The 19,499-nt window shown below is 34.0% G+C and carries 17 protein-coding genes; 8 read left to right on the forward strand and 9 right to left on the reverse strand.

What is annotated here, in order from left to right:
- Positions 1 to 2,628 (reverse strand): alanine--tRNA ligase, encoded by a 2,628-nt coding sequence (alaS, locus tag Q0770_RS00980; RefSeq protein ID WP_299113097.1) that lies wholly within the window; start codon positions 2,626 to 2,628, stop codon positions 1 to 3.
- 146 nt (positions 2,629 to 2,774) lie between these two features.
- On the opposite strand from alaS, the gene Q0770_RS00985 reads away from it, so the two are divergent.
- The 5 genes from Q0770_RS00985 to Q0770_RS01005 are packed head-to-tail and all read left to right on the forward strand — an operon-like array spanning position 2,775 to position 5,969.
- Positions 2,775 to 3,746: a M23 family metallopeptidase gene (locus tag Q0770_RS00985; protein WP_299113099.1), complete on the forward strand. Its 972-nt coding sequence runs from the start codon at positions 2,775 to 2,777 to the stop codon at positions 3,744 to 3,746.
- 3 nt (positions 3,747 to 3,749) lie between these two features.
- Positions 3,750 to 4,079: a MerR family transcriptional regulator gene (locus Q0770_RS00990; protein ID WP_299113101.1), complete on the forward strand. Its 330-nt coding sequence runs from the start codon at positions 3,750 to 3,752 to the stop codon at positions 4,077 to 4,079.
- A gap of 12 nt (positions 4,080 to 4,091) precedes the next feature.
- On the forward strand, positions 4,092 to 4,691 hold the full coding sequence (locus Q0770_RS00995) for a LemA family protein (RefSeq protein WP_299113107.1): 600 nt from the start codon (positions 4,092 to 4,094) through the stop codon (positions 4,689 to 4,691).
- Positions 4,692 to 4,704: 13 nt separating this feature from the next.
- Positions 4,705 to 5,142 (forward strand): TPM domain-containing protein, encoded by a 438-nt coding sequence (locus Q0770_RS01000; RefSeq protein WP_299113109.1) that lies wholly within the window; start codon positions 4,705 to 4,707, stop codon positions 5,140 to 5,142.
- The gene (locus Q0770_RS01005; RefSeq protein ID WP_299113111.1) at positions 5,139 to 5,969 is read left to right on the forward strand and encodes a YgcG family protein; all 831 of its coding nucleotides are present in this window, start codon (positions 5,139 to 5,141) and stop codon (positions 5,967 to 5,969) included. Before Q0770_RS01000 ends, Q0770_RS01005 begins: the two co-directional genes overlap by 4 nt.
- 14 nt (positions 5,970 to 5,983) lie before the next feature.
- Here the strand turns inward: Q0770_RS01005 and Q0770_RS01010 are convergent, their stop codons facing one another.
- From Q0770_RS01010 to der, 3 genes are all read right to left on the reverse strand, one after another.
- Positions 5,984 to 8,770 (reverse strand): outer membrane beta-barrel protein, encoded by a 2,787-nt coding sequence (locus tag Q0770_RS01010; protein ID WP_299113113.1) that lies wholly within the window; start codon positions 8,768 to 8,770, stop codon positions 5,984 to 5,986.
- A gap of 159 nt (positions 8,771 to 8,929) precedes the next feature.
- Complete coding sequence (locus Q0770_RS01015) at positions 8,930 to 11,350, reverse strand: T9SS type B sorting domain-containing protein (protein WP_299113115.1); 2,421 nt, start codon at positions 11,348 to 11,350, stop codon at positions 8,930 to 8,932.
- Between the two features lie 24 nt (positions 11,351 to 11,374).
- Positions 11,375 to 12,682, reverse strand: coding sequence for a ribosome biogenesis GTPase Der (gene der / locus Q0770_RS01020; RefSeq protein WP_299113118.1), 1,308 nt, complete (start codon positions 12,680 to 12,682; stop codon positions 11,375 to 11,377).
- Between the two features lie 100 nt (positions 12,683 to 12,782).
- On the opposite strand from der, the gene Q0770_RS01025 reads away from it, so the two are divergent.
- Positions 12,783 to 13,295: a GTP-binding protein gene (locus tag Q0770_RS01025; RefSeq protein WP_299113120.1), complete on the forward strand. Its 513-nt coding sequence runs from the start codon at positions 12,783 to 12,785 to the stop codon at positions 13,293 to 13,295.
- Positions 13,296 to 13,309: 14 nt separating this feature from the next.
- On the opposite strand, the gene era is transcribed toward Q0770_RS01025, so the two are convergent.
- Together era and Q0770_RS01035 are read right to left on the reverse strand one after the other, a co-directional pair.
- Positions 13,310 to 14,191: a GTPase Era gene (era, locus tag Q0770_RS01030; protein ID WP_299113122.1), complete on the reverse strand. Its 882-nt coding sequence runs from the start codon at positions 14,189 to 14,191 to the stop codon at positions 13,310 to 13,312.
- A gap of 19 nt (positions 14,192 to 14,210) precedes the next feature.
- Positions 14,211 to 14,669 carry an RNA methyltransferase gene (locus tag Q0770_RS01035; RefSeq protein ID WP_299113125.1) on the reverse strand — a complete coding sequence of 153 codons (459 nt, stop codon included), beginning with the start codon at positions 14,667 to 14,669 and terminating at the stop codon, positions 14,211 to 14,213.
- 40 nt (positions 14,670 to 14,709) lie between these two features.
- Here Q0770_RS01035 and Q0770_RS01040 point away from each other — a divergent pair, with 40 nt between their 5' ends.
- Positions 14,710 to 15,327 carry a hypothetical protein gene (locus tag Q0770_RS01040; protein WP_299113127.1) on the forward strand — a complete coding sequence of 206 codons (618 nt, stop codon included), beginning with the start codon at positions 14,710 to 14,712 and terminating at the stop codon, positions 15,325 to 15,327.
- Here Q0770_RS01040 and dcm read toward each other — a convergent pair.
- Positions 15,302 to 16,570 carry a DNA (cytosine-5-)-methyltransferase gene (gene dcm, locus Q0770_RS01045; RefSeq protein ID WP_299113129.1) on the reverse strand — a complete coding sequence of 423 codons (1,269 nt, stop codon included), beginning with the start codon at positions 16,568 to 16,570 and terminating at the stop codon, positions 15,302 to 15,304. The genes Q0770_RS01040 and dcm overlap by 26 nt on opposite strands.
- A 91-nt stretch (positions 16,571 to 16,661) precedes the next feature.
- Between dcm and Q0770_RS01050 the strand changes: the two genes are divergently transcribed.
- Complete coding sequence (locus Q0770_RS01050) at positions 16,662 to 17,378, forward strand: hypothetical protein (protein WP_299113131.1); 717 nt, start codon at positions 16,662 to 16,664, stop codon at positions 17,376 to 17,378.
- A 3-nt stretch (positions 17,379 to 17,381) separates the two neighbouring features.
- Here the strand turns inward: Q0770_RS01050 and Q0770_RS01055 are convergent, their stop codons facing one another.
- Both Q0770_RS01055 and Q0770_RS01060 read right to left on the reverse strand, forming a co-directional pair.
- The gene (locus tag Q0770_RS01055; protein ID WP_299113133.1) at positions 17,382 to 18,797 is read right to left on the reverse strand and encodes a TolC family protein; all 1,416 of its coding nucleotides are present in this window, start codon (positions 18,795 to 18,797) and stop codon (positions 17,382 to 17,384) included.
- A gap of 9 nt (positions 18,798 to 18,806) precedes the next feature.
- Positions 18,807 to 19,484, reverse strand: coding sequence for an ABC transporter ATP-binding protein (locus tag Q0770_RS01060; RefSeq protein WP_299113135.1), 678 nt, complete (start codon positions 19,482 to 19,484; stop codon positions 18,807 to 18,809).
- Positions 19,485 to 19,499 lie beyond the last annotated feature (15 nt).

Here is a 19,499-nt window from a genome sequence, read left to right on the forward strand (position 1 = left end):
TTACTTAATATAATTAATCACATTATTTAATGCCTCATCAATTCCAGCTGGGTTTTTTCCTCCAGCTGTGGCAAAGAAAGCTTGACCACCGCCACCACCTTGAATATGCCTACCTAATTCTCTGACAATAGTTCCTGCGTTTAAATCTTTTACTGCTACTAATTCTTTTGAGATGTAACAAGACAAGATGGCTTTTCCATTATTCTCAGCACCAAATAATAAAAACAAATTATCGTATTGACTCCCTAATTCAAAGCATAAGTCTTTAATACCACTCGCATCTAAATCTACTTTTTTAGCTAAAAACTGTACACCATTAACCTCAAAGATTTCATTCTTTAAATCGCCTTTTAAGTTTTTGGCTTTGTCTTTTAATAACTGCTCTATTTGCTTTTTTAAATCACTATTCTCAGCTTGTAAGCTTTGTAACGCTTTAACAGGTTCCTGAGCATTATTAAGCATGTCTCTCATTTCGAAATATGCGCGATTATTTTCAAAATAAAAATCTTTAACAGCATCATTAGTGATAGCTTCTATACGTCTAATACCAGCTGCAACTGCACCTTCTGAACGGATTTTAAAATGCCAAATATCACTTGTGTTATTAACATGTGTTCCTCCACATAATTCAATAGATTGACCAAATCTAATGGTCCGTACTGCATCACCATATTTTTCGCCAAACAAAGCCATAGCACCTTCTTCTATTGCTTGCTCCATTGGTACGCTTCTATTTTCTTCTAGTGGTAATTTACCTTCAATACGTGCATTCACAAAATTCTCTACATCTCTCAATTCTTCTAACGTAAGTTTTGAAAAATGTGAAAAATCAAAACGTAAGTATTTTGAATGTACTGCAGAACCTTTCTGTTCTACATGGTCACCCAACACCTCACGAAGCGCTTGGTGCAATAAATGTGTTGCTGTATGATTACACTCTGTTCTATAACGTTGCTTTTCATCAACGACAGCCTTAAAGGTTTCGTATAAATGGTCTGGTAGGTTTTTCGTAAAGTGAATAATAACATTATTCTCTTTTTTAGTATCTACTATATATATAACATCTCCATGCGCGTCTTGTAAATAGCCTTTATCTCCAACTTGTCCACCACCTTCAGCATAGAACGGCGTTAAATTAAAGACCAATTGATACATTTCGCCATCTTTTTTTGAAGTGACTTTTCTGTATCTCGTAATTTTTACATTAGTCTCAAGCGTATCATAACCTACAAATTCTTGCTCTGCATCTTCCAAAAGCACTGTCCAATCGTCTGTTGACATTTCACTTGCCTTTCGTGAACGGTTTTTTTGTATTTGTAGATGTTCTTCAAACCCTTTGTGGTCTAATTTCAAATCTTTTTCTGAAAGAATTAAAGCTGTTAAATCAATAGGAAAGCCATAAGTATCATACAGCTCAAAAGCTTTCTCTCCGGAAATAGTATCACTTTTTGTTTGTTTTATAATACCATCAAGTAGAATTAAACCTTGCTCTAAAGTTCTTAAAAAAGACGCTTCTTCTTCTTTAATAACGTTTTCAATTAATTGTTTTTGGGCTTTTAATTCTGGAAAAGCTGTTCCCATCTTTTTACTTAAAATATCAACTAAGCGATATATAAATGGCTCTTTCTGGTTTAAAAACGTAAACCCATAACGAATAGCACGTCTTAAAATTCGACGTATCACATAACCTGCACCTGTATTACTTGGCAATTGACCATCTGCAATAGAAAATGCTACTGCTCTCACATGATCAGAAATCACACGAATCGCAATATCCACTTTTTCGTCAGAAGTTTCTGGGTCTTCATAAGTAGAATTTGTAATGGTTTCTATCTCACGAATAATTGGTGTAAACACATCGGTATCATAGTTAGACTGTACGCCCTGTAAAACCATACATAGACGCTCAAAACCCATTCCTGTATCTATATGCTTATTAGGTAAAGTTTCTAAATCTCCACTAGCTTTTCGGTTGTATTGCATGAAAACTAAGTTCCATATTTCAACAACTTGCGGATGATCCATATTTACTAAAGTCTTACCGTCAACTTTTGCTTTTTCTTCATCAGAACGAATATCTACATGTATCTCACTACAAGGACCGCAAGGACCTTGATCTCCCATTTCCCAGAAATTATCTGCTTTATTCCCTTTTAAAATTCGGTCTTCAGCAATGTATAGTCTCCAAATATCATAGGCTTCTGTATCCATATCAAGATTGTCTTTATCATCACTACCTTCAAAAACAGTGACGTAAAGCATATCCTTTTTAATACCATAAACATCAGTCAATAATTCCCATGCCCAAGCAATAGCTTCCTTTTTAAAATAATCTCCAAAACTCCAATTGCCCAACATCTCAAATAAAGTGTGATGGTAGGTGTCATAACCCACCTCTTCTAAATCGTTGTGCTTACCAGAAACTCTCAAACACTTTTGAGAATCGGCAATTCTATTTTTCTTAGGTTCCGAATTTCCTAAAAAATACTCTTTAAAAGGTGCCATTCCAGAATTAACAAACATCAAAGTTGGGTCGTTCTTTACTACCATAGGTGCCGAAGGCACAATAAGGTGTTCTTTATTTTTAAAAAAGTCAAGGAATTTATTTCGGATGTCTTGAGACTTCATTTTTATCTAATTTTATCGCCTAAAATTTAATTTTACTTCCAACGTTATCTTTTAAGATGAACAGTGTTGTAAATATCTTAAGTACGAAAGTATTTTTATATTTGTATATTGTTCTAGTTGGGCACAAAAATAGAACATTTTAAGATATGGCTAAAGTAAAATACTATTACGATTCTGAAACATTATCGTATCGTAAAATAAGACGTAAAAAGCGTACTACTGTTAAGTATGCTCTAGCGTTTTTATTAGCCTCTGCTTTATTTGCTTTCTTTATAGTTATAGTTGGTGGTTATTTCTTTGAATCTCCTAAAGAGAGAGAGCTAGCAAGAGAACTAGACAACATGCAATTACAATACCAATTGCTTAACATACGTATGGATGATGCTATTACTGTTCTCGAAAATATTGAAGAACGTGATAATGCCATTTATCGCCTTTATTTTGAAGCCAATCCAATTCCTGAAGAACAGCGTCGTGCTGGTTTTGGTGGTATTAACCGTTACAAAAAGTTTGATGGCTTTGACAATACAGCTCTAATAAGTGAAAGTAATAAGCGCCTTGACATACTTGAAAAAGCAATGGTCGTGCAATCAAAATCGCTCGATGAGATTGCCATTTTAGCTAAGGATAAGGAAAAATTTTTGGAAGCAATCCCAGCAATACAACCTGTTAAGAACGCAGATTTGACTCGTATGGCTTCTGGTTACGGCTACAGAACAGACCCTTTCACCAAAGTGCGTAAGTTTCATTATGGAATGGATTTTACAGCGCCAAGAGGCACACCTATTTTTGCATCAGGTGATGGTATTGTTAAACGTGCAGATAACAGTTCTTCTGGTTACGGAAAGCATATACGTATAGATCATGGTTATGGTTATGTTTCTCTCTATGCGCATTTATACAAGTATAATGTTCGTATTAATCAACGTGTAAAGCGTGGCGACCTTATAGGTTTTGTTGGTAGTACTGGACGCTCAGAAGCACCACATTTACATTACGAAGTTTTTAAAGATGGTGAACGCATAAATCCTATAAATTTCTACTACGGAAACTTATCCGCTCAAGAGTTTAATGAACTTTTAGAGAAAGCCTCTCTAGAAAATCAATCTTTAGATTAATACATGCATATAGATTTACCAGAAAAGCGTTATTATGGTATTGGCGAAGTTGCCAAAGCCTTTAATGTCAACACCTCTCTTATACGCTTTTGGGAAAAAGAATTTGATGTCATTAAACCTAAAAAAAACGCAAAAGGTAACCGGAAATTTACGCCAGAAGATATTAAGAATCTTAGGTTTATTTATCATTTGGTAAAAGAGCGTGGTTTTACATTAGAAGGCGCAAAAACACACATTAAAGAAGAAAAACAAGAGGCTTTAAGCAACTTTGAAATTATAGCAAAGCTTGAAGGCATTAAAGCAAAACTCATTAAAATAAAAACACAACTTTAAAATCAACCAATTATGAAAAAGTGGCTTATTCCTTTAATAGTAATCGCTGTCATTGTATTTAGCATATACAAATGGGCTGTTGGATTTAATAATACGGCAGTAGAGCATGAAGCAAATGCAAAAACAGCTTGGTCTAATGTTGAAAGTTCTTATCAAAGACGTAATGATTTAATAGGAAATTTAATAAAAACCGTACAAGGAGCTGCAGATTTTGAAAGAACTACTCTAAGAGAAGTTATTGAAGCTAGAGCAAAAGCAACATCAACTACCATTGATGCTAGTAACATTACTGCTGAAAATATTGCTCAATTTCAACAAGCTCAATCTGGTTTATCTGGTGCATTATCTAAATTATTGGTTTCAGTAGAACGTTATCCTGAACTTAAGGCGAACCAAAATTTCTTAGAATTGCAAAGTCAACTTGAAGGTACAGAAAACAGAATCAATGTGGCTCGTGACCGATATAATGAGAAAGTAAATATTTATGATATTTATACTACCAAATTTCCTGGAAAAATATTAGCTGGATGGTTTGGGTTTGAAGAAATGCCGCGATATAAGGCCGATGCTGGTAGTGAAAATGCGCCTGATGTAGAATTTGATTTTGATTAAATCGAATTAACACATGTCCAACATCGAAAACTTTCTAACTGCTTCTGAAGAAGATGCTATTGTTGCTGCTATCCGTGATGCTGAAAAAGACACCTCTGGCGAAATACGTGTACACATAGAGCAAAACTGTACTGGTGATGTTTTTAAACACGCTATGGAAGTTTTTCATTATTTAAAAATGGATAATACAAAAGAACAGAATGGTGTTTTAATCTATGTTGCTGTAGACAAGAAAAGCTTCGTCATCTATGGCGACAAAGGCATAAATGAAGCTGTTGGAAAAGACTTTTGGGATGCTACAAAAGATAGTATTGCTGCACATTTTAAAAACGGCGAATTTGCACAAGGTTTAATAGAAGGTATTAAAAAATCTGGGCAACAATTATCTAAATATTTCCCTTGGTTCCATGGAGATTCTAACGAACTCGATAACTCAATTTCTAAAGGATGAAGTTAAGGAATCAATCAAAAAATAGCCTTTACAAACTCATAGTATGTACACTATTCTTATTGAGTTTTCAGTATACTGAAGCACAATATCAAATACCCGAAACGCCAGAATTTCAAACAAGTGTTTACGACTATATTAATTTATTTTCAGAATCAGAAAAAAATAATCTTGAACAGAAATTAATCCGTTATTCGGATACAACTTCAACGCAAATAGTTATTATAACTATACCTTCTACAGAAGGTGAAAACATCAATTACCTAGGTGCTCAATGGGGTCAAAAATGGGAAATTGGTCAAGAAAAAGAAGACAACGGTGTTCTTATTTTACTTGCAAAAAATGATCGTAAAATAGCTATTAATACTGGTTATGGTGTGGAACATTTATTGACTGACGCCATGAGTAAGCGCATCATTGATAGAGATATCATCCCTTACTTTAAACGTAATGATTATTATGGCGGACTCAATCGTGGTGCTGATGCTATTTTTGAAGTTTTAACAGGCGAATATCAAGGCTCAAGACAATCATCTTCTAATAATGAATTTCCGTTTGGATTACTGTTTATTCTATTTATCATTTTTATCATCTTTATTATTGCCATATCTAAACATAAAGGTGGACGTGGTGGCGGAAATAGAGGGAATCATAAAAACAGCACAAGCATTTTGGAAGCCATTATTCTAAGTAATATGGGGCGTGGTAGCTACAGAAGTGGTTCTTCATCCGGTGGCTTTGGCGGCTTTAGTGGTGGAAGCTCAGGCGGATTCGGAGGCGGATTCGGAGGCGGCGGTTTTGGTGGTGGCGGTGCTTCCGGCGGATGGTGATTTCTACTATTTATCTAATCTAGGATTATAAAGCTATTAGAATTTGTTTTTCCTTTACTTCCCAGACTATTAAATTTCCAACTAAAACTTAGCATAAAATATTGCTGCAATACAGTGCTCTGAGAATCTTGTATGTAATCTGCTGTGGCAACTCTTCTCGCATTGGTATTCTGGTTTAATATATCATAAGCTTTTAAAGTCAATGTGGCTTTATCTTTAAGGAACGTATATGCTAAAGTAGAATTCCAAAACCATGCAAACTTCTGAAAACCAACGGCCACATTAGGATTGTAATTATAGTTAATATCGTTTCGCCATTCAAACTTCTTAGGCAGGAACATCGCTGTTCTAATCCTTAAATTATGAGTTAAAAATTCTTGATTATCAAAGTCAGCCAAATCAAAACGAGTCGTATTATATGAAAGGTTATAAGTTGGTGTAATTTCCATAACATCTTTCCAATTAAATGTCACACCTAATCTTGGCCCAAAATTGGTATTATTAGATGCATATTTTACATCATTATTAAAATTAATACGTCTATTTATGCCTCCATTAAATCCAAAATTGAGTTTTACAGTACGTAAAGAATCTACTTTATAAGATTTTCTAAAACTTCCACCACCACGTATTCTATAATTACCATCAACATTGTCATAAGTCGTTGTTCTTACAAAGTTTTCATCTACTGTAGATCGTGTTACTATTTCATCTTGTGTTGTAGAAGCACTTAGGTTAAGAAAAATGCCTGTACGTTTTTGAAAATCGAAATTATTAAAACCTGCGTAAAGATTATAATCATTAGATGGGCTTAGCTCAGGGTTACCAACTATAATATTTAAAGGATTAGACACATCCTGGAACGCTTGCAACTGTCTTAACTGCGGCGGTCTATTTCTTAAACTATACCCCGAATACAGAGAAGCTTTATCACTAAATCTATAATTAAAATTTCCATCTAACTCTATTGCATTAAAACGCTCTTTAGCACTAAGTGCTGGTCTTAAAGCATCTTCATTTTCTAATGTTCTATTCACATAACCTACTTCTAAACTAACTCTTAGTTTGTCTTTTCGGTAACTTAAATCTAAACTCGGCGTTGTTCTACGATTTGTGAATTTAAAATCTGAACTTAAATCTGTATTAAACAAGTCGTACTCTAAAGTAGCATCGTTAAAATCGAAAGTAGAATTTTGGCTACTTCTAACTTCAGAAAGATGACTCAATTTTGCATCTAAAAAGAGTTTTTTTGCAATTAAGGGTATGCGATACGTACTACTCAAACGGTATTTATTAAAATCTGAATTATTTGCTCTTTGCTGATTTCTTAATATATCATCGACATTTGGGTCCGTTATTAGTGTTTCAGATACTTGAAACTCATCACCATCTGTTTCGCTAAATTCTGTCTCAAAAGCAAACTTTAAAAAACTCCCGTTTTTACCAAAACGTTTTGTAATATCTACATCTGTATTAAACCGTCTAACTTCTGAGTCGGAAAAAGATTCAAATGTGGATTGATTGGTTAAATCCTGATTTTCATCAAAAGTTTCATCAAAACGATTATTAAAACGTTGATTTTTCACATAGTTAAAAGAAGGTGTTATGTTGATTAAAAATGTAGAATCGACTTCGATATCAAAAGCTGCATTAAAACGATGATTATCATTATCTGAGGTTTCACGAGATGTTGAGTTGGTAAAGAAACGAGCGTCAGGTAAAATATTTTCTCGCTCTATTCTACTGTCATTTTCAGAGCTACTACGAGAATAAAAATAATCTGAAGACACATCAAAACCTTTAGCTAAAACATCTGCATAATTAGCACCTGCATTTCTTGAAGTAATAATGCCCTGACCTCCTCCTCCAAAAGAACGTCCATTGATAGAAAATGCACCACTACTATTTACACTCACTGATGATATATTTCCACCTAGCATTTTTTCGATTTCGCCAAAACTAAAATTAGGAGAATTAATATTATTACCACCAGCCAAAACACTTATGCGCCTATCATTATCAAAGAGGTTTAAAATACCTGCAAACTCGTTCCGTTCATCGGTTCCCGTTCCAGCGGACAAACGTCCAAAAACACCTTTGTTATTTTCTTCTTTAATTGTAAGATTAATCGTTTTGTTTTCGTCATCTCCTTTTTCGCCAGCAAATGCTTGCGCCTTAGTTTTTGTATCTGTAATCTGAACTTTATCTATAATCTCCTTGGTTAGATTACGTGTTGTAATTGTAGGGTCATCACCAAAAAAAGGCTTACCATTAACCAAAATTTTATTTACTGGCTTTCCGTTAACTGTAATTGCGCCAGTTGCATCAACTTCTACACCAGGTAATTTTTTTAATAAATCTTCAACATTAGCGTCTTTTTTGGTTTTAAAGGATGCAACATTAAACTCTAGTGTATCCTTTTTAACTGTAATTGGTGGTGTAGCTTTTATTACCACCTCGTCTAATGCATTATCATCAATTTTAAGTGAAATAGGTCCCAAATTAATATTCTCTTTGTCAATTGCTATTTTCTTAGAATAGGTAGAATAGCCTACATAGGATATAAACAAGTTTAGGAAATCATCATAGGTTTTATCCTGTAACAAAAACATGCCTTCTCTATCGGTAATTGTATAAGTTACCAAACTACTATCTTTTACACGTTGCAAATAAACTGTAGCAGACTCTAAAGGGGTCTTAGTATCTTCTGCTATAAGTGAACCTTCAATTTTAAAAGATTTTTGTTGAGAAAATACATGTGCAGAAAAAATTAAAGCTAAGAGGATTAATGTTCGTTTCATTTGATTGATTGATTTGCGTTCAATACTATAACTATTTTTATAGTTGTACAACTATTATTTTAGTTTTAACTAAATTGTAACAGTAAATAATTTAAAAACAAATCTATACAGATATTGTAGGATATATCTTAACCAAACATTAAATAGTATTAATTAGTGTTAACGCTTTAGAGCAAAATGTTTAGTGAAAGTACGGCCATCTTGTAAGCTAACTAAGAACCAATAATCGTCAGATGGCATAAGATTACCATTATAACGACCATCCCAAATTGGGTTTTGCGCAGACAACTCAGTAATTAACTTACCGTGACGATTAAAAATTTGGACTCTTGAATTTGCTAAAAACTCTTCATTAAAACCATCTATAGTCCAGAAGTCATTATTTGAATCTCCATTAGGCGTAAAGAATTTTGGAAACCCTATCACTGGGAATGATTCTGAAACAACACCGCAACCATTCTTATCTCTAACATATACGGTTTGGATGCCAGAACGCACATTTTCAAACACATTTGAATCTTGAAAGGGTCCGTTTTGTGAAGTAAACGAAAATTCATAATCTCCATCACCAGAAACATTCACAGTTACTATATTATTCTCAACACCATCAATAACATCAATGCTATCAAATTCTGCAATACTAGACGGCAAAACTTCAATATTTCTTCTATTAGTACAACCGTTGACTTCTGTAACATCAACCCAGTAAAGTCCTGGTTCGTTTACCTCAATTTGAATCGTAGTTTCTAGAGTCGACCAATTGTAATAAAAGTTATTAGGTATACCATTTACAATACCACTATCTAGTACAATTTTGGAAGGAAATATGTCTAAGCAATAAATGATTTTTTCATCTAGTAATAATTCTGGGAGTGGTTTTACTTCAAGATTAACTTCGAAAATCCCTAAACAAGCTAGCGCATCTGTGACCTTCACAAAAATTGTTTCATTATTAGGCATTGCGTTGATGTAACTATTTGAAAACTGATTAGTATTCAATAAAGCATCATTAAAAGTCGGGAAGAATGATGTCTGAGCTGTAACAGGCATTCCCATTAAAACCTCATCATTTAAATCCGAAAGATTAAATTCAGTAAAACCATCTTCTTCCTCATCATCGCACATAGAGAGTTCAAAATTTTCAATTGCAGGAAGCGACACACTTAAAGTAACTTCAGCAATAGCAAAACATCCCGAAGTTGGATTTAAAACTCTTGCGTATACAATTTGATTATTAGATGTATTGGTATAACTCGATGCATTAATAGGAATTGTGAATTGATTATCTTCAAAAAAGCTTACAACATTAGATACACTTGCATTTGCAATTAAACCGCTATAAATCTCTAAATTAAAAACTGAAATTCCATCAGCAGAAGCATCATCGCATTGCTGAATAGTAATATCATTCGATTCAGGAGTTGAATCGATAGTAACAGTTAATGGCGACCGACCACCATCAGCACATCCCATAAACCTTGCAGAAATCCATAATGTTGTTGTTGTATTAAAAATAGCTGTATAAGAACCTCCTGTATTAACTACATTGGGTGATGAAGGTCCATCATACCATATAACTTCATCTGTATTAGTTGTCAATGTCAAAGTAATTTCATCTCCTTCACAGCCTTCTTCATTTTCAAAAGACAATTGGGGCATATTTATACTAGTAGCAGCAGACAAATTAACAGCAGGATCACCAGGTAGTCCTCCAAATTCTATAATATAGCCTTTAGGATGGTAAGGTCCATTGACATCCGGGTCTCCTGCCAAAGGCAAATCGTTCCATGACCCTAATATACCAATACTTGGGTCTGTGATGTGGGCATAATCTTCGCCTACTGCTCCAAAATTATTTGGCTCGTTTGTATTCCAGAAAGAAAATTCACCATTAATTGGACTAAATGTGGATTGATCAAAAAATTCGGTTCCAGCTTCTGGACCTGTAACCCATTTCCATATATTTTCGGTTTCTTCGTCAGTAGCACCAATCCAACCTGCACCCGACGCTTGCTCTCCGGTTAATTGCGCTTCCTCTGGAGTTGTTATTGTTGCTAAATAACCTTGTAATCCAAAATAATCTCTTGTAGCTGCTTCTGCTCTAGCATCTGCCCAAGTAATCCCAAAACTTGCTATGTAGAAATAATAATGGTCAGTTGATGGTAAATAATTAGCATTTCCTAAATTGATAGAGAAACTTCTGTCTGAAGAAAAAATAGTCTGAGTTGTTGTAAACTCAACATCTAAAATTGCAGCTTCAAATTCAGCAAAAGTTGCTGGTCCGTTTAATACCAATTGTCCTTCTGTCTGTTGCCAAACTGGAGTAATATTAGGATGTATTCCTGTAAGAGTCAATACATCAAAACCAGAAGCATAGCCTTCAGAAATCTGAATAAAAATTTCGTCTAAAGTTGTATCTGTAACATCTGGATCAGTAATACTAACGCTAGTCACTATGTTAATTGGCACACTAGGACAATACCCCTGATCACCAGTAGCTGCTATCTCAGGTGGTAAATCTTGTGCACACAAAGAAAGTATACTTGCAGAAACAAAAAGTAAAGCAAGAATTAATCTCAATTTTATCATAGCATGGTAAAAATACTATTTTTTACGCATGTATACACTTACTGGTACACCATGAAAATCAAACTTTTCTCTCAGTTTGTTTTCTAAGTATCTTTTGTATGGCTCTTTTACGTATTGAGGTAAATTACAGAAAAATGCAAATTGAGGTTGAGGTGTTGGCAATTGCATGATATATTTAATCTTTACAAACTTACCCTTATAAGCAGGTGGAGGATAACTCTCAATAATTGGCAATAACACGTCATTTAAAACACTTGTCTTGATTCGTTTAGAGCGGTTATCATAGACCTCAACAGCAGTTTCAATAGCTTTAAAAATACGTTGCTTGTTCAATACTGATATAAAAACTATTGGCACATCTGTAAAAGGCGCAATTTGTTTTCTGATATAGGTTTCAAATTCTTTAGCTGTTTTAGTTTCTTTCTCAACTAAATCCCACTTGTTAACCAAGATGACGATACCCTTTCTGTTACGTTCAGCAAGCCAAAAGATATTCTGAACTTGCCCATCAAAACCACGAGTAGCATCTAATACTAATAAGCAAACGTCTGAATGCTCTATAGCACGAACACTTCGCATTACAGAATAGAACTCTAAATCTTCTTTTACTTTAGACTTACGACGAATACCTGCAGTATCCACAAGATTAAATTCAAAACCAAAACGGTTATATTTTGTATCTATAGAATCACGAGTGGTACCGGCAATATCAGTTACGATGTATCTATCTTCACCAATTAATGCGTTTATGAAAGAAGATTTTCCTGCATTTGGTCTACCAACTACTGCAAAACGCGGTAATTCATCTACCTCTTCTTCCTCTTCATTATCAGGTAAAGCTTCAACTAAAGCATCTAATAAGTCCCCTGTACCACTACCATTAATACTAGCAATAGTGTAATAATCCCCAAGACCTAATGAATAAAACTCAACTGCATCTTCAGCCCTTTTATTATTATCGACTTTATTTACAGTAAGAAATACAGGTTTTTTAGATTTTCTTAATAAATCAGCAACATCCTCATCCATTCCTGTCACACCACTCTCGACATCCACCATGAAAATAATGGCATCTGCCTCGTCAATAGCTAATTCTACTTGCTTGTCTATTTCGGCTTCAAAAATATCATCGCTTCCAACGACATATCCACCAGTATCAATAAGAGAGAATTCTTTACCGTTCCAATCACTTTTTCCGTAATGTCTATCTCTGGTTACACCACTAACGGCATCTACAATGGCCTCACGACGTTGTATTAATCTGTTGAAGAATGTTGATTTCCCTACATTAGGACGCCCAACAATGGCTACTATACTACTCATATCTATTTGATTTACTCTGCATTACATATCCTGTAAGCGGCTGCAAAGATAGTATTATATATTTAAGAAAATGTTTTAATTTAGAAGCTACTATACAATTATGTCATTATCTAACGAAATAGTATTACGTCCGCGCTTTAAGTTTGATGTGGAAGCAACAAACGAAAAACTGTTAGCTGGGTTTGAGGAGCAAAAAGCAAAGCAGTCTGACTTTGTCGTTACTCGATTAGATGACCACGTATTTATACGATTCCCAAAGCAAGAACAACATTATTGGTCTCCTCAATTACATTTAGAAATAAATAAGAAAAGTAAAACACATGCCACCATTTATGGGCTTTTTGGTCCTAACCCAACGATTTGGACGATGTTTATGTTTCTTCATTTTGTAGTTGCTGGATTATTTATTGCTTCTGGTATTTGGGCATACACTAATATGACTTTAGGAGAGTCTTACGCCATCCCTCTTTTTTTCACTCTATTTATGGTAGTTGTTTGGTTTACACTTTACTTCATTGGACGAATGGGAAAAGCCAAAGGAAAACCTGACATGTATAAGTTACATGCGTTTATGAGAGATACACTACATTCTGAGGGTATCCATTCTATCTAAGAATGTAACAGGATTTATTTCTGATTGTAACCGAAACGTCTTAGCTGCTGTTGGTTACTTCTCCAATTTTTATTCACCTTAACATAGAGTTCAAGGTGCACTTGTTTACCAAAAAATTGTTCTAAATCTTTTCTAGCTTCTATACCAACGCGTTTTAAAGCAGAACCTTTATGCCCAATAATAATGCCTTTTTGAGTTTCGCGCTCTACCATAATTACAGAGCGAATCCTGATAATATTATCTTCTTCAAAAAACTCTTCGGTATCTACTTCTACCGCATATGGAATTTCTTTTTTGTAGTGCAAAAGAATTTTTTCTCTAATTGCTTCATTAACAAAAAAACGTTCTGGCTTATCTGTTAATTGGTCTTTCGGATAAAATGCTGGCGACTCAGGAAGCAACTCAACTATTCTATCAAACACATTCTGCACATTAAATCCATTTAAGGCAGAAATTGGATAAAACTCAGCATTAGGCACTTTCTCTTGCCAAAGCTGTGCTTGCTCTTCTAATTGTTCTTGATTTGAATTATCTATTTTATTAAGAAGTAATAAAACTGGAATTTTAGAATTGGTGATTTTCTTGAAAAATGCTTCATCTTTCAATTCTTTTTCACCAATCTCTACCATGTAAATCAGCACATCGGCATCTTCAAAAGCAGATTTTACAAAATCCATCATGGAAGACTGCAACTCATAAGCGGGCTTTATAATCCCTGGTGTATCACTTAAAATTACCTGAAAATCATCCCCATTAACAATACCCAAAATACGATGACGAGTTGTTTGCGCTTTTGACGTAATGATAGACAATTTTTCACCAATAAAAGCATTCATCAATGTAGATTTACCCACATTAGGATTACCAATAATATTTACAAAACCTGCTTTATGCATATTTATATTTTATGCAAAGTTACGACCTTGGTTTGTTTATTCCTCTATCGTACATCACAATACTTCCTGCAACAGATACATTAAGACTTAACTGTGATTTAAATTTAACTAAAAAATGACTCTTCTTTATGGCTTGCTTAGACAAACCATGGTCTTCTGCACCTAATAAATAGACGCAACGTCTTGGATGATGAAAGGTTTCTAAATCTTCTGCTTCTTCTGTTAACTCTACACCAACAATACGAGCACCTTTTGGTAAATTATTAAAGAATTCTTCAAACGACTCATAATGAAAATACGGCATTGATTTTACGACATTATGCGTATCACTTGCTTGTTTAGCATAGCGATTTCCGATGGTAAAAATGAAACTTGCCCCTAAGTTTTGAGCCGAACGCCATAACACTCCCAAATTCTCAGGTGTTTTTCCGTTTTGAATACCAATACCGAAGAACTCGTTTGTAAAGTTGTTATTCATATAGCAAAAATATGATTATTTTGGAAGTGTAATTTCATATATGTCACACTTTAAAAGAGATTTAAATAAAGAACAATTACTTGGCGAATATCTCGATACTGTTTATCAAAGTTTGAATTTACATTTTGAGCGAAATGAAGATTTAAACCTCCAGCATCGAGGTGTGGATTTGCTGTATCCAGAGAAAGAAGGCATTTTTATTGATGAAAAAGCACAACTAGATTACCTAAACAAAAGTCTTCCTACCTTTACTTTTGAACTATCTTATCTAAAAAATGGAGAGCAAAAATTAGGTTGGCTTCTGGACGAAAGCAAACTCACCACGCATTATTTTTTGATTACTGGAATTTATGTTATGCATAAAACCGACTTATCTAAAGGCTTTAAAAAATGTATCATCACCAGTGTGAATTGTAAAAAATTGTTGAATCATTTAGAATTAAAAAACTTATCTAAAAAACGGCTACTTCAATATGATGCGGACTTAAGAGATTTTGAAGATAAAAAGCTTAAAAACGAAATTGACGAGCTATGTCCTAAAACTGAAGGTTTGCTCTACTTTTCGCCTCACCTTTCTGAACAACCCATTAATCTCCAACTTCGATTAAAGTATTTGATAGAAATTGGTGTAGCTAAACATATTTACCCTTTACGATAACATTGAAAAGCGTTTCTACAATTCTTTCTACAACACCTACAACCAAAGCATTACCCATAAAAAATGCACGCTTGGTATCGGTTACGCCTTCAAGCTGTGTATGATTATCAGGGAACATATTCAAACGTTCTAACTCTACAGGTGTTAATCTTCGATAGCCTTTTTTTGTTTTAATCACGTGCTTAAAACGTGATGCTGATTTCCCACCCTCTCCCGTAATTATCGTACGTGAGGCATTATCTAAAGCATCTGGGAAAATCATAGCACCTTCAGCGTAGTTGTACTTAAAACCGTCTTTAGTTTCACGGACTTCTTTTTTGGCCCCTTTGAGATAATTCCATTTATCGAGCTCTTCTTCAGAAATGTAATACTCATCAGGCACTTCTTTATCAGAAACTAAAACATCTTTAAGTTTGGTTCGTTTGCCGTCAAAATTGGCTTTAGTTTTTAAAGTAAAAACCTCCTCATTGACATAAAGCCCGCTAATATTAAAAGGCGATAACTTTCCTCCTAAATTAAAGGTGTCTGAAATGGTTTTCACATCCTCTTTTAACTGAAATTTATAGTCATCTTTTTCAAATGCAACAGGGAAACTTTTTGCTAAAATGCCATCTTTCAAAATCCAATCTTCTTCATCAGACTTATTTAAATTATCGTAAAGCTGAGTTCCTTTTAAATAGGCTAAAATGAATACGCGTCGTCGTCTCTGCGGCATTCCATAATCGGCAGCATTTATAACACGCCACTCAACCGCATAACCTAAATCTGATAGACTTTTTAACATAATTGCAAAGTCACGCCCTCGTTGTTTTGATGGTGACTTTAATAGCCTATCAACGTTTTCTAAAAAAAGATATTTGGGTTTTACTTGGCTTTCATTTAGAATACGATAAATTTCCCACCACAATACACCTTTTTTACCTTCAAGACCTTTAGAGTTTTTAAGTGTTGTTGCTACAGAATAATCCTGGCAAGGAAAACCGCCAACTAGTAAATCGTGCTCTGGAATATCAGAAACTGATACTTTAGCTATGTCTTCATTAGAGTGATTTTGTCTTCCAAATCTAGCCTCGTAGACCTCAGAAGCATGTTGCCGTTTTGTTGAAGGCTCCCATTGGTTGCTCCAAACGACTTCAACTTGTAAATGAGAATCTTTTTCGTTGAATTTCTCTAATCCCAATCGAAATCCACCCACACCGGCAAATAATTCTACAACTCTGATTTTTTGATTTTTCTCGTTCATTTTGTAAGATGGTTCGAAAATAGGTTTTAAATATTCAAAATAAAAAGTATTTTTCAGAATAAGATAATACTCATTTAAATTAGGACCATTTATGATTCAAACAATAACTCATATTATAGCTAATTGGCAAATAGTTGTATCTGACAGAGGTAATTTAAATAAAAATAATCCTAATAAAATTGACTATAATTCTTTATCTAGAATTTGTCATTTCAATGGATGTCGTAATCCTATTAATATAAGACGGACTTCAGGACTATGCGACGAACATCAAACACATCAACACGATTTACTATTATCCCTTAAAGATAATGAAGGTATTAATGTAGGTGTACCCGCACACCAAGACATTATAGATTGTTTAATAGAATGGGCAAAATCAAGAAACTATAACCTATCTGCTTTCTTTGAGAAAATTTCATTTTCAATTCTTGGCAATGTACCTGATGTTACTAGTTTGGCTGGAGAAATTACTTATGATAATATTGAAACCCCTAATTTCGATGAAATATTTAATAATTGTATTTCTGTAGCAGAAGAGTTTTTCCCAAGTAGAAATAACTCTTCTTATCAGCCATTATCAACTCGAACTGGTGATATTCCAATTATAGTTTTAGCTCACATCTTTATTGGTTTAATAGTTTGTGAAGAAGCAAATCGTGGTGATAGATGGCACTGTAGAATCATAAGAAAAGATGAAACAAAAACTTCACAATTAGGAGGTGCTATGCCAATAGCTTATTATGCGGCTAAATCTTTTAATTGGGGAATTGAAATGGGAAAATCTGCAAGATTTCTAACAAGATAATTTTTAATTTCCTCGGTAATAATCTAAAACTTTTACTCTTAGTAAGTATTCGTACTTAGTATTAGCTAGATTCACTTTTGCGTTATCTAGATTATTTTTACTGGTAATATAATTTAAAAAATTAGAAACCCCATTATTAAAACGTATCTCATTAATCCTATAGGATTCTTGGTAAGCATCAACCTGACGTTGTAAACTTTGGTAACGATTATATGTCGCTTCCATATCAAAATGGACTTGGGCAATCGTATTTTTAATATCAAGATGTGTACGCTCTAATTGCAAGAGACTTTCCTCAACATTAATTTTTTCTAGGGCTACATTATTTTTTGCTCTAAAGCCGTTAAGTAGGGGTACACTAACTGATATACCAACAACAGTATTTAAGTTATTATCAAGTTGGTCACTAAATTCTATTTGTTGAGCTTCAAAATTTGTTTGCTCTGATTGTACAGGTAGATTTTGCCCACCTAGAGTTACAAAATCACCCGTGTCAACAATACTTGTCCCTGTAGCATTAAATATTTGCGCCGCACTGGAATAGTTACTATTAATACCTGCAAACACTGAAATTTCTGGTGTAAATTGTGCTTTAGCCACACTAACACCTTTCTTAGATGCTTTAAGCCTTAACTTTTGTGCTTTGACTGTTGCTAAATTCTCTAATGCAGCTTTAAAAACATCGTCAGAAGTCAAGCCATATTCTTCAATATCAAACATAAGGTCTAAAGCCTGTATGTCTATATCATTTTTAAGGTTTAGTAATTGAACCAAACTTAATTTTGTACTATTATAGTTACTTTCTGAATTTAGAACACTTGTTTCATCACTTGCTAATTGACCTAAAATATCATTATAATCTGCAGGATTTCCAGATTCGTTTTTATAAAAATCCTCTTGAATTTTAAGTTGCTGTTTTGTGACCTCCAATCGTGCTTTATTTAAATCCAAAACAGCTTTTGCATTTAGCACTTGAAGATATGTCAATGTAACATTGAGTACTAAATCTTGTTTAGCAGCTTCGGTTTCCATTTCGGAAGCTTTTTTATTTAGTAGATTTTGCTTTGCTGAATTTAATAATCTAAATCCATTAAAAATGGTCATGTTCAAGCTTAAACCTAGATTTGAAAATGTGAGTTCTTGATTGATAAAATCATTTGTAAATGGGTCGATACTACGACCATCATTGACTCCCAAATTAAAATTACCATTAACAGATGGCGCCATGTTCCAAAGGGATTGCCTGTAATTTATTTTTGCAGAATTGGCACGCAAATCGGTAGACTTTAAATCGAGATTATTTTCTAAAGCGATAGAGATACATTCATCCAAAGTATAAGATTTCAGTGTTGAATTTTGACTATATCCTCCTAGACTCATCACAAAAGTGAGAGTTATTATTACATGTTTAAGCTTCATAATACGTAGTTATTCTTCGACTATTTTTCCGTCGAGTAGATTAATAATTCGAGAGCCATAAGCCGCATTTTGTTCTGAGTGTGTGGCTTGAATTATGGTCACTCCTTCTTTATTTAATTGAGAGAAAAGCTCCATAATTTCGGTACTCTGTTTAGAGTTCAAATTCCCCGTAGGCTCATCAGCTAAAATCAATTTTGGATTTCCTATTAATGCTCTAGCAATTCCTACTAATTGCTGTTGTCCTCCACTAAGTTGTTGGGGGAATAAATCTTTTTTGCCAACAATATTAAACCGGTCTAACATATCGGCCACTAGAGCTTTTCGTTCAGAAGATTTTACACTCTTATATAGAAGTGGTGTTTCAATATTTTCCCAAACGGTTAACTCATCTATAAGATGATAGGCTTGAAATACAAAACCAATATATTCTTTGTAGAGCTTAGACCTATTTTTCTCTTTCATACTATGCACTGGTTCTCCGAGAAAAGTATAACCGCCACCTGTAAAACTATCGAGCATACCTATACAGTTAAGCAATGTAGATTTCCCTGAACCTGATGGCCCCATAAGTGAGATAAATTCACCTTCATTGACTTGAAGATTAATAGTATCTAGTAAAGTGACTTTATTACTACCGGAATTTACTGTTCTAGTAGCCTCGTTTAAACTTAAAAGTTTTGTTTTCATTTTTTGATTGGTTTC

It is taken from the genome of uncultured Winogradskyella sp. (assembly GCF_947501905.1).
Lineage (GTDB): Bacteria > Bacteroidota > Bacteroidia > Flavobacteriales > Flavobacteriaceae > Winogradskyella.

Bases quoted from the DNA above. Each gene is read 5' to 3' on its own strand.
- Q0770_RS01010 (WP_299113113.1), bottom strand. From the start codon at position 8,770: ATGAAACGAACATTAATCCTCTTAGCTTTAATTTTTTCTGCACATGTA.
- Q0770_RS01005 (WP_299113111.1), top strand. From the start codon at position 5,139: ATGAAGTTAAGGAATCAATCAAAAAATAGCCTTTACAAACTCATAGTA.
- Q0770_RS01055 (WP_299113133.1), bottom strand. From the start codon at position 18,797: ATGAAGCTTAAACATGTAATAATAACTCTCACTTTTGTGATGAGTCTA.
- Q0770_RS00990 (WP_299113101.1), top strand. From the start codon at position 3,750: ATGCATATAGATTTACCAGAAAAGCGTTATTATGGTATTGGCGAAGTT.
- era (WP_299113122.1), bottom strand. From the start codon at position 14,191: ATGCATAAAGCAGGTTTTGTAAATATTATTGGTAATCCTAATGTGGGT.
- Q0770_RS01035 (WP_299113125.1), bottom strand. From the start codon at position 14,669: ATGAATAACAACTTTACAAACGAGTTCTTCGGTATTGGTATTCAAAAC.
- der (WP_299113118.1), bottom strand. From the start codon at position 12,682: ATGAGTAGTATAGTAGCCATTGTTGGGCGTCCTAATGTAGGGAAATCA.
- Q0770_RS00985 (WP_299113099.1), top strand. From the start codon at position 2,775: ATGGCTAAAGTAAAATACTATTACGATTCTGAAACATTATCGTATCGT.
- Q0770_RS01040 (WP_299113127.1), top strand. From the start codon at position 14,710: ATGTCACACTTTAAAAGAGATTTAAATAAAGAACAATTACTTGGCGAA.
- Q0770_RS00995 (WP_299113107.1), top strand. From the start codon at position 4,092: ATGAAAAAGTGGCTTATTCCTTTAATAGTAATCGCTGTCATTGTATTT.
- alaS (WP_299113097.1), bottom strand. From the start codon at position 2,628: ATGAAGTCTCAAGACATCCGAAATAAATTCCTTGACTTTTTTAAAAAT.
- Q0770_RS01000 (WP_299113109.1), top strand. From the start codon at position 4,705: ATGTCCAACATCGAAAACTTTCTAACTGCTTCTGAAGAAGATGCTATT.
- Q0770_RS01060 (WP_299113135.1), bottom strand. From the start codon at position 19,484: ATGAAAACAAAACTTTTAAGTTTAAACGAGGCTACTAGAACAGTAAAT.
- Q0770_RS01025 (WP_299113120.1), top strand. From the start codon at position 12,783: ATGTCATTATCTAACGAAATAGTATTACGTCCGCGCTTTAAGTTTGAT.
- Q0770_RS01050 (WP_299113131.1), top strand. From the start codon at position 16,662: ATGATTCAAACAATAACTCATATTATAGCTAATTGGCAAATAGTTGTA.
- dcm (WP_299113129.1), bottom strand. From the start codon at position 16,570: ATGAACGAGAAAAATCAAAAAATCAGAGTTGTAGAATTATTTGCCGGT.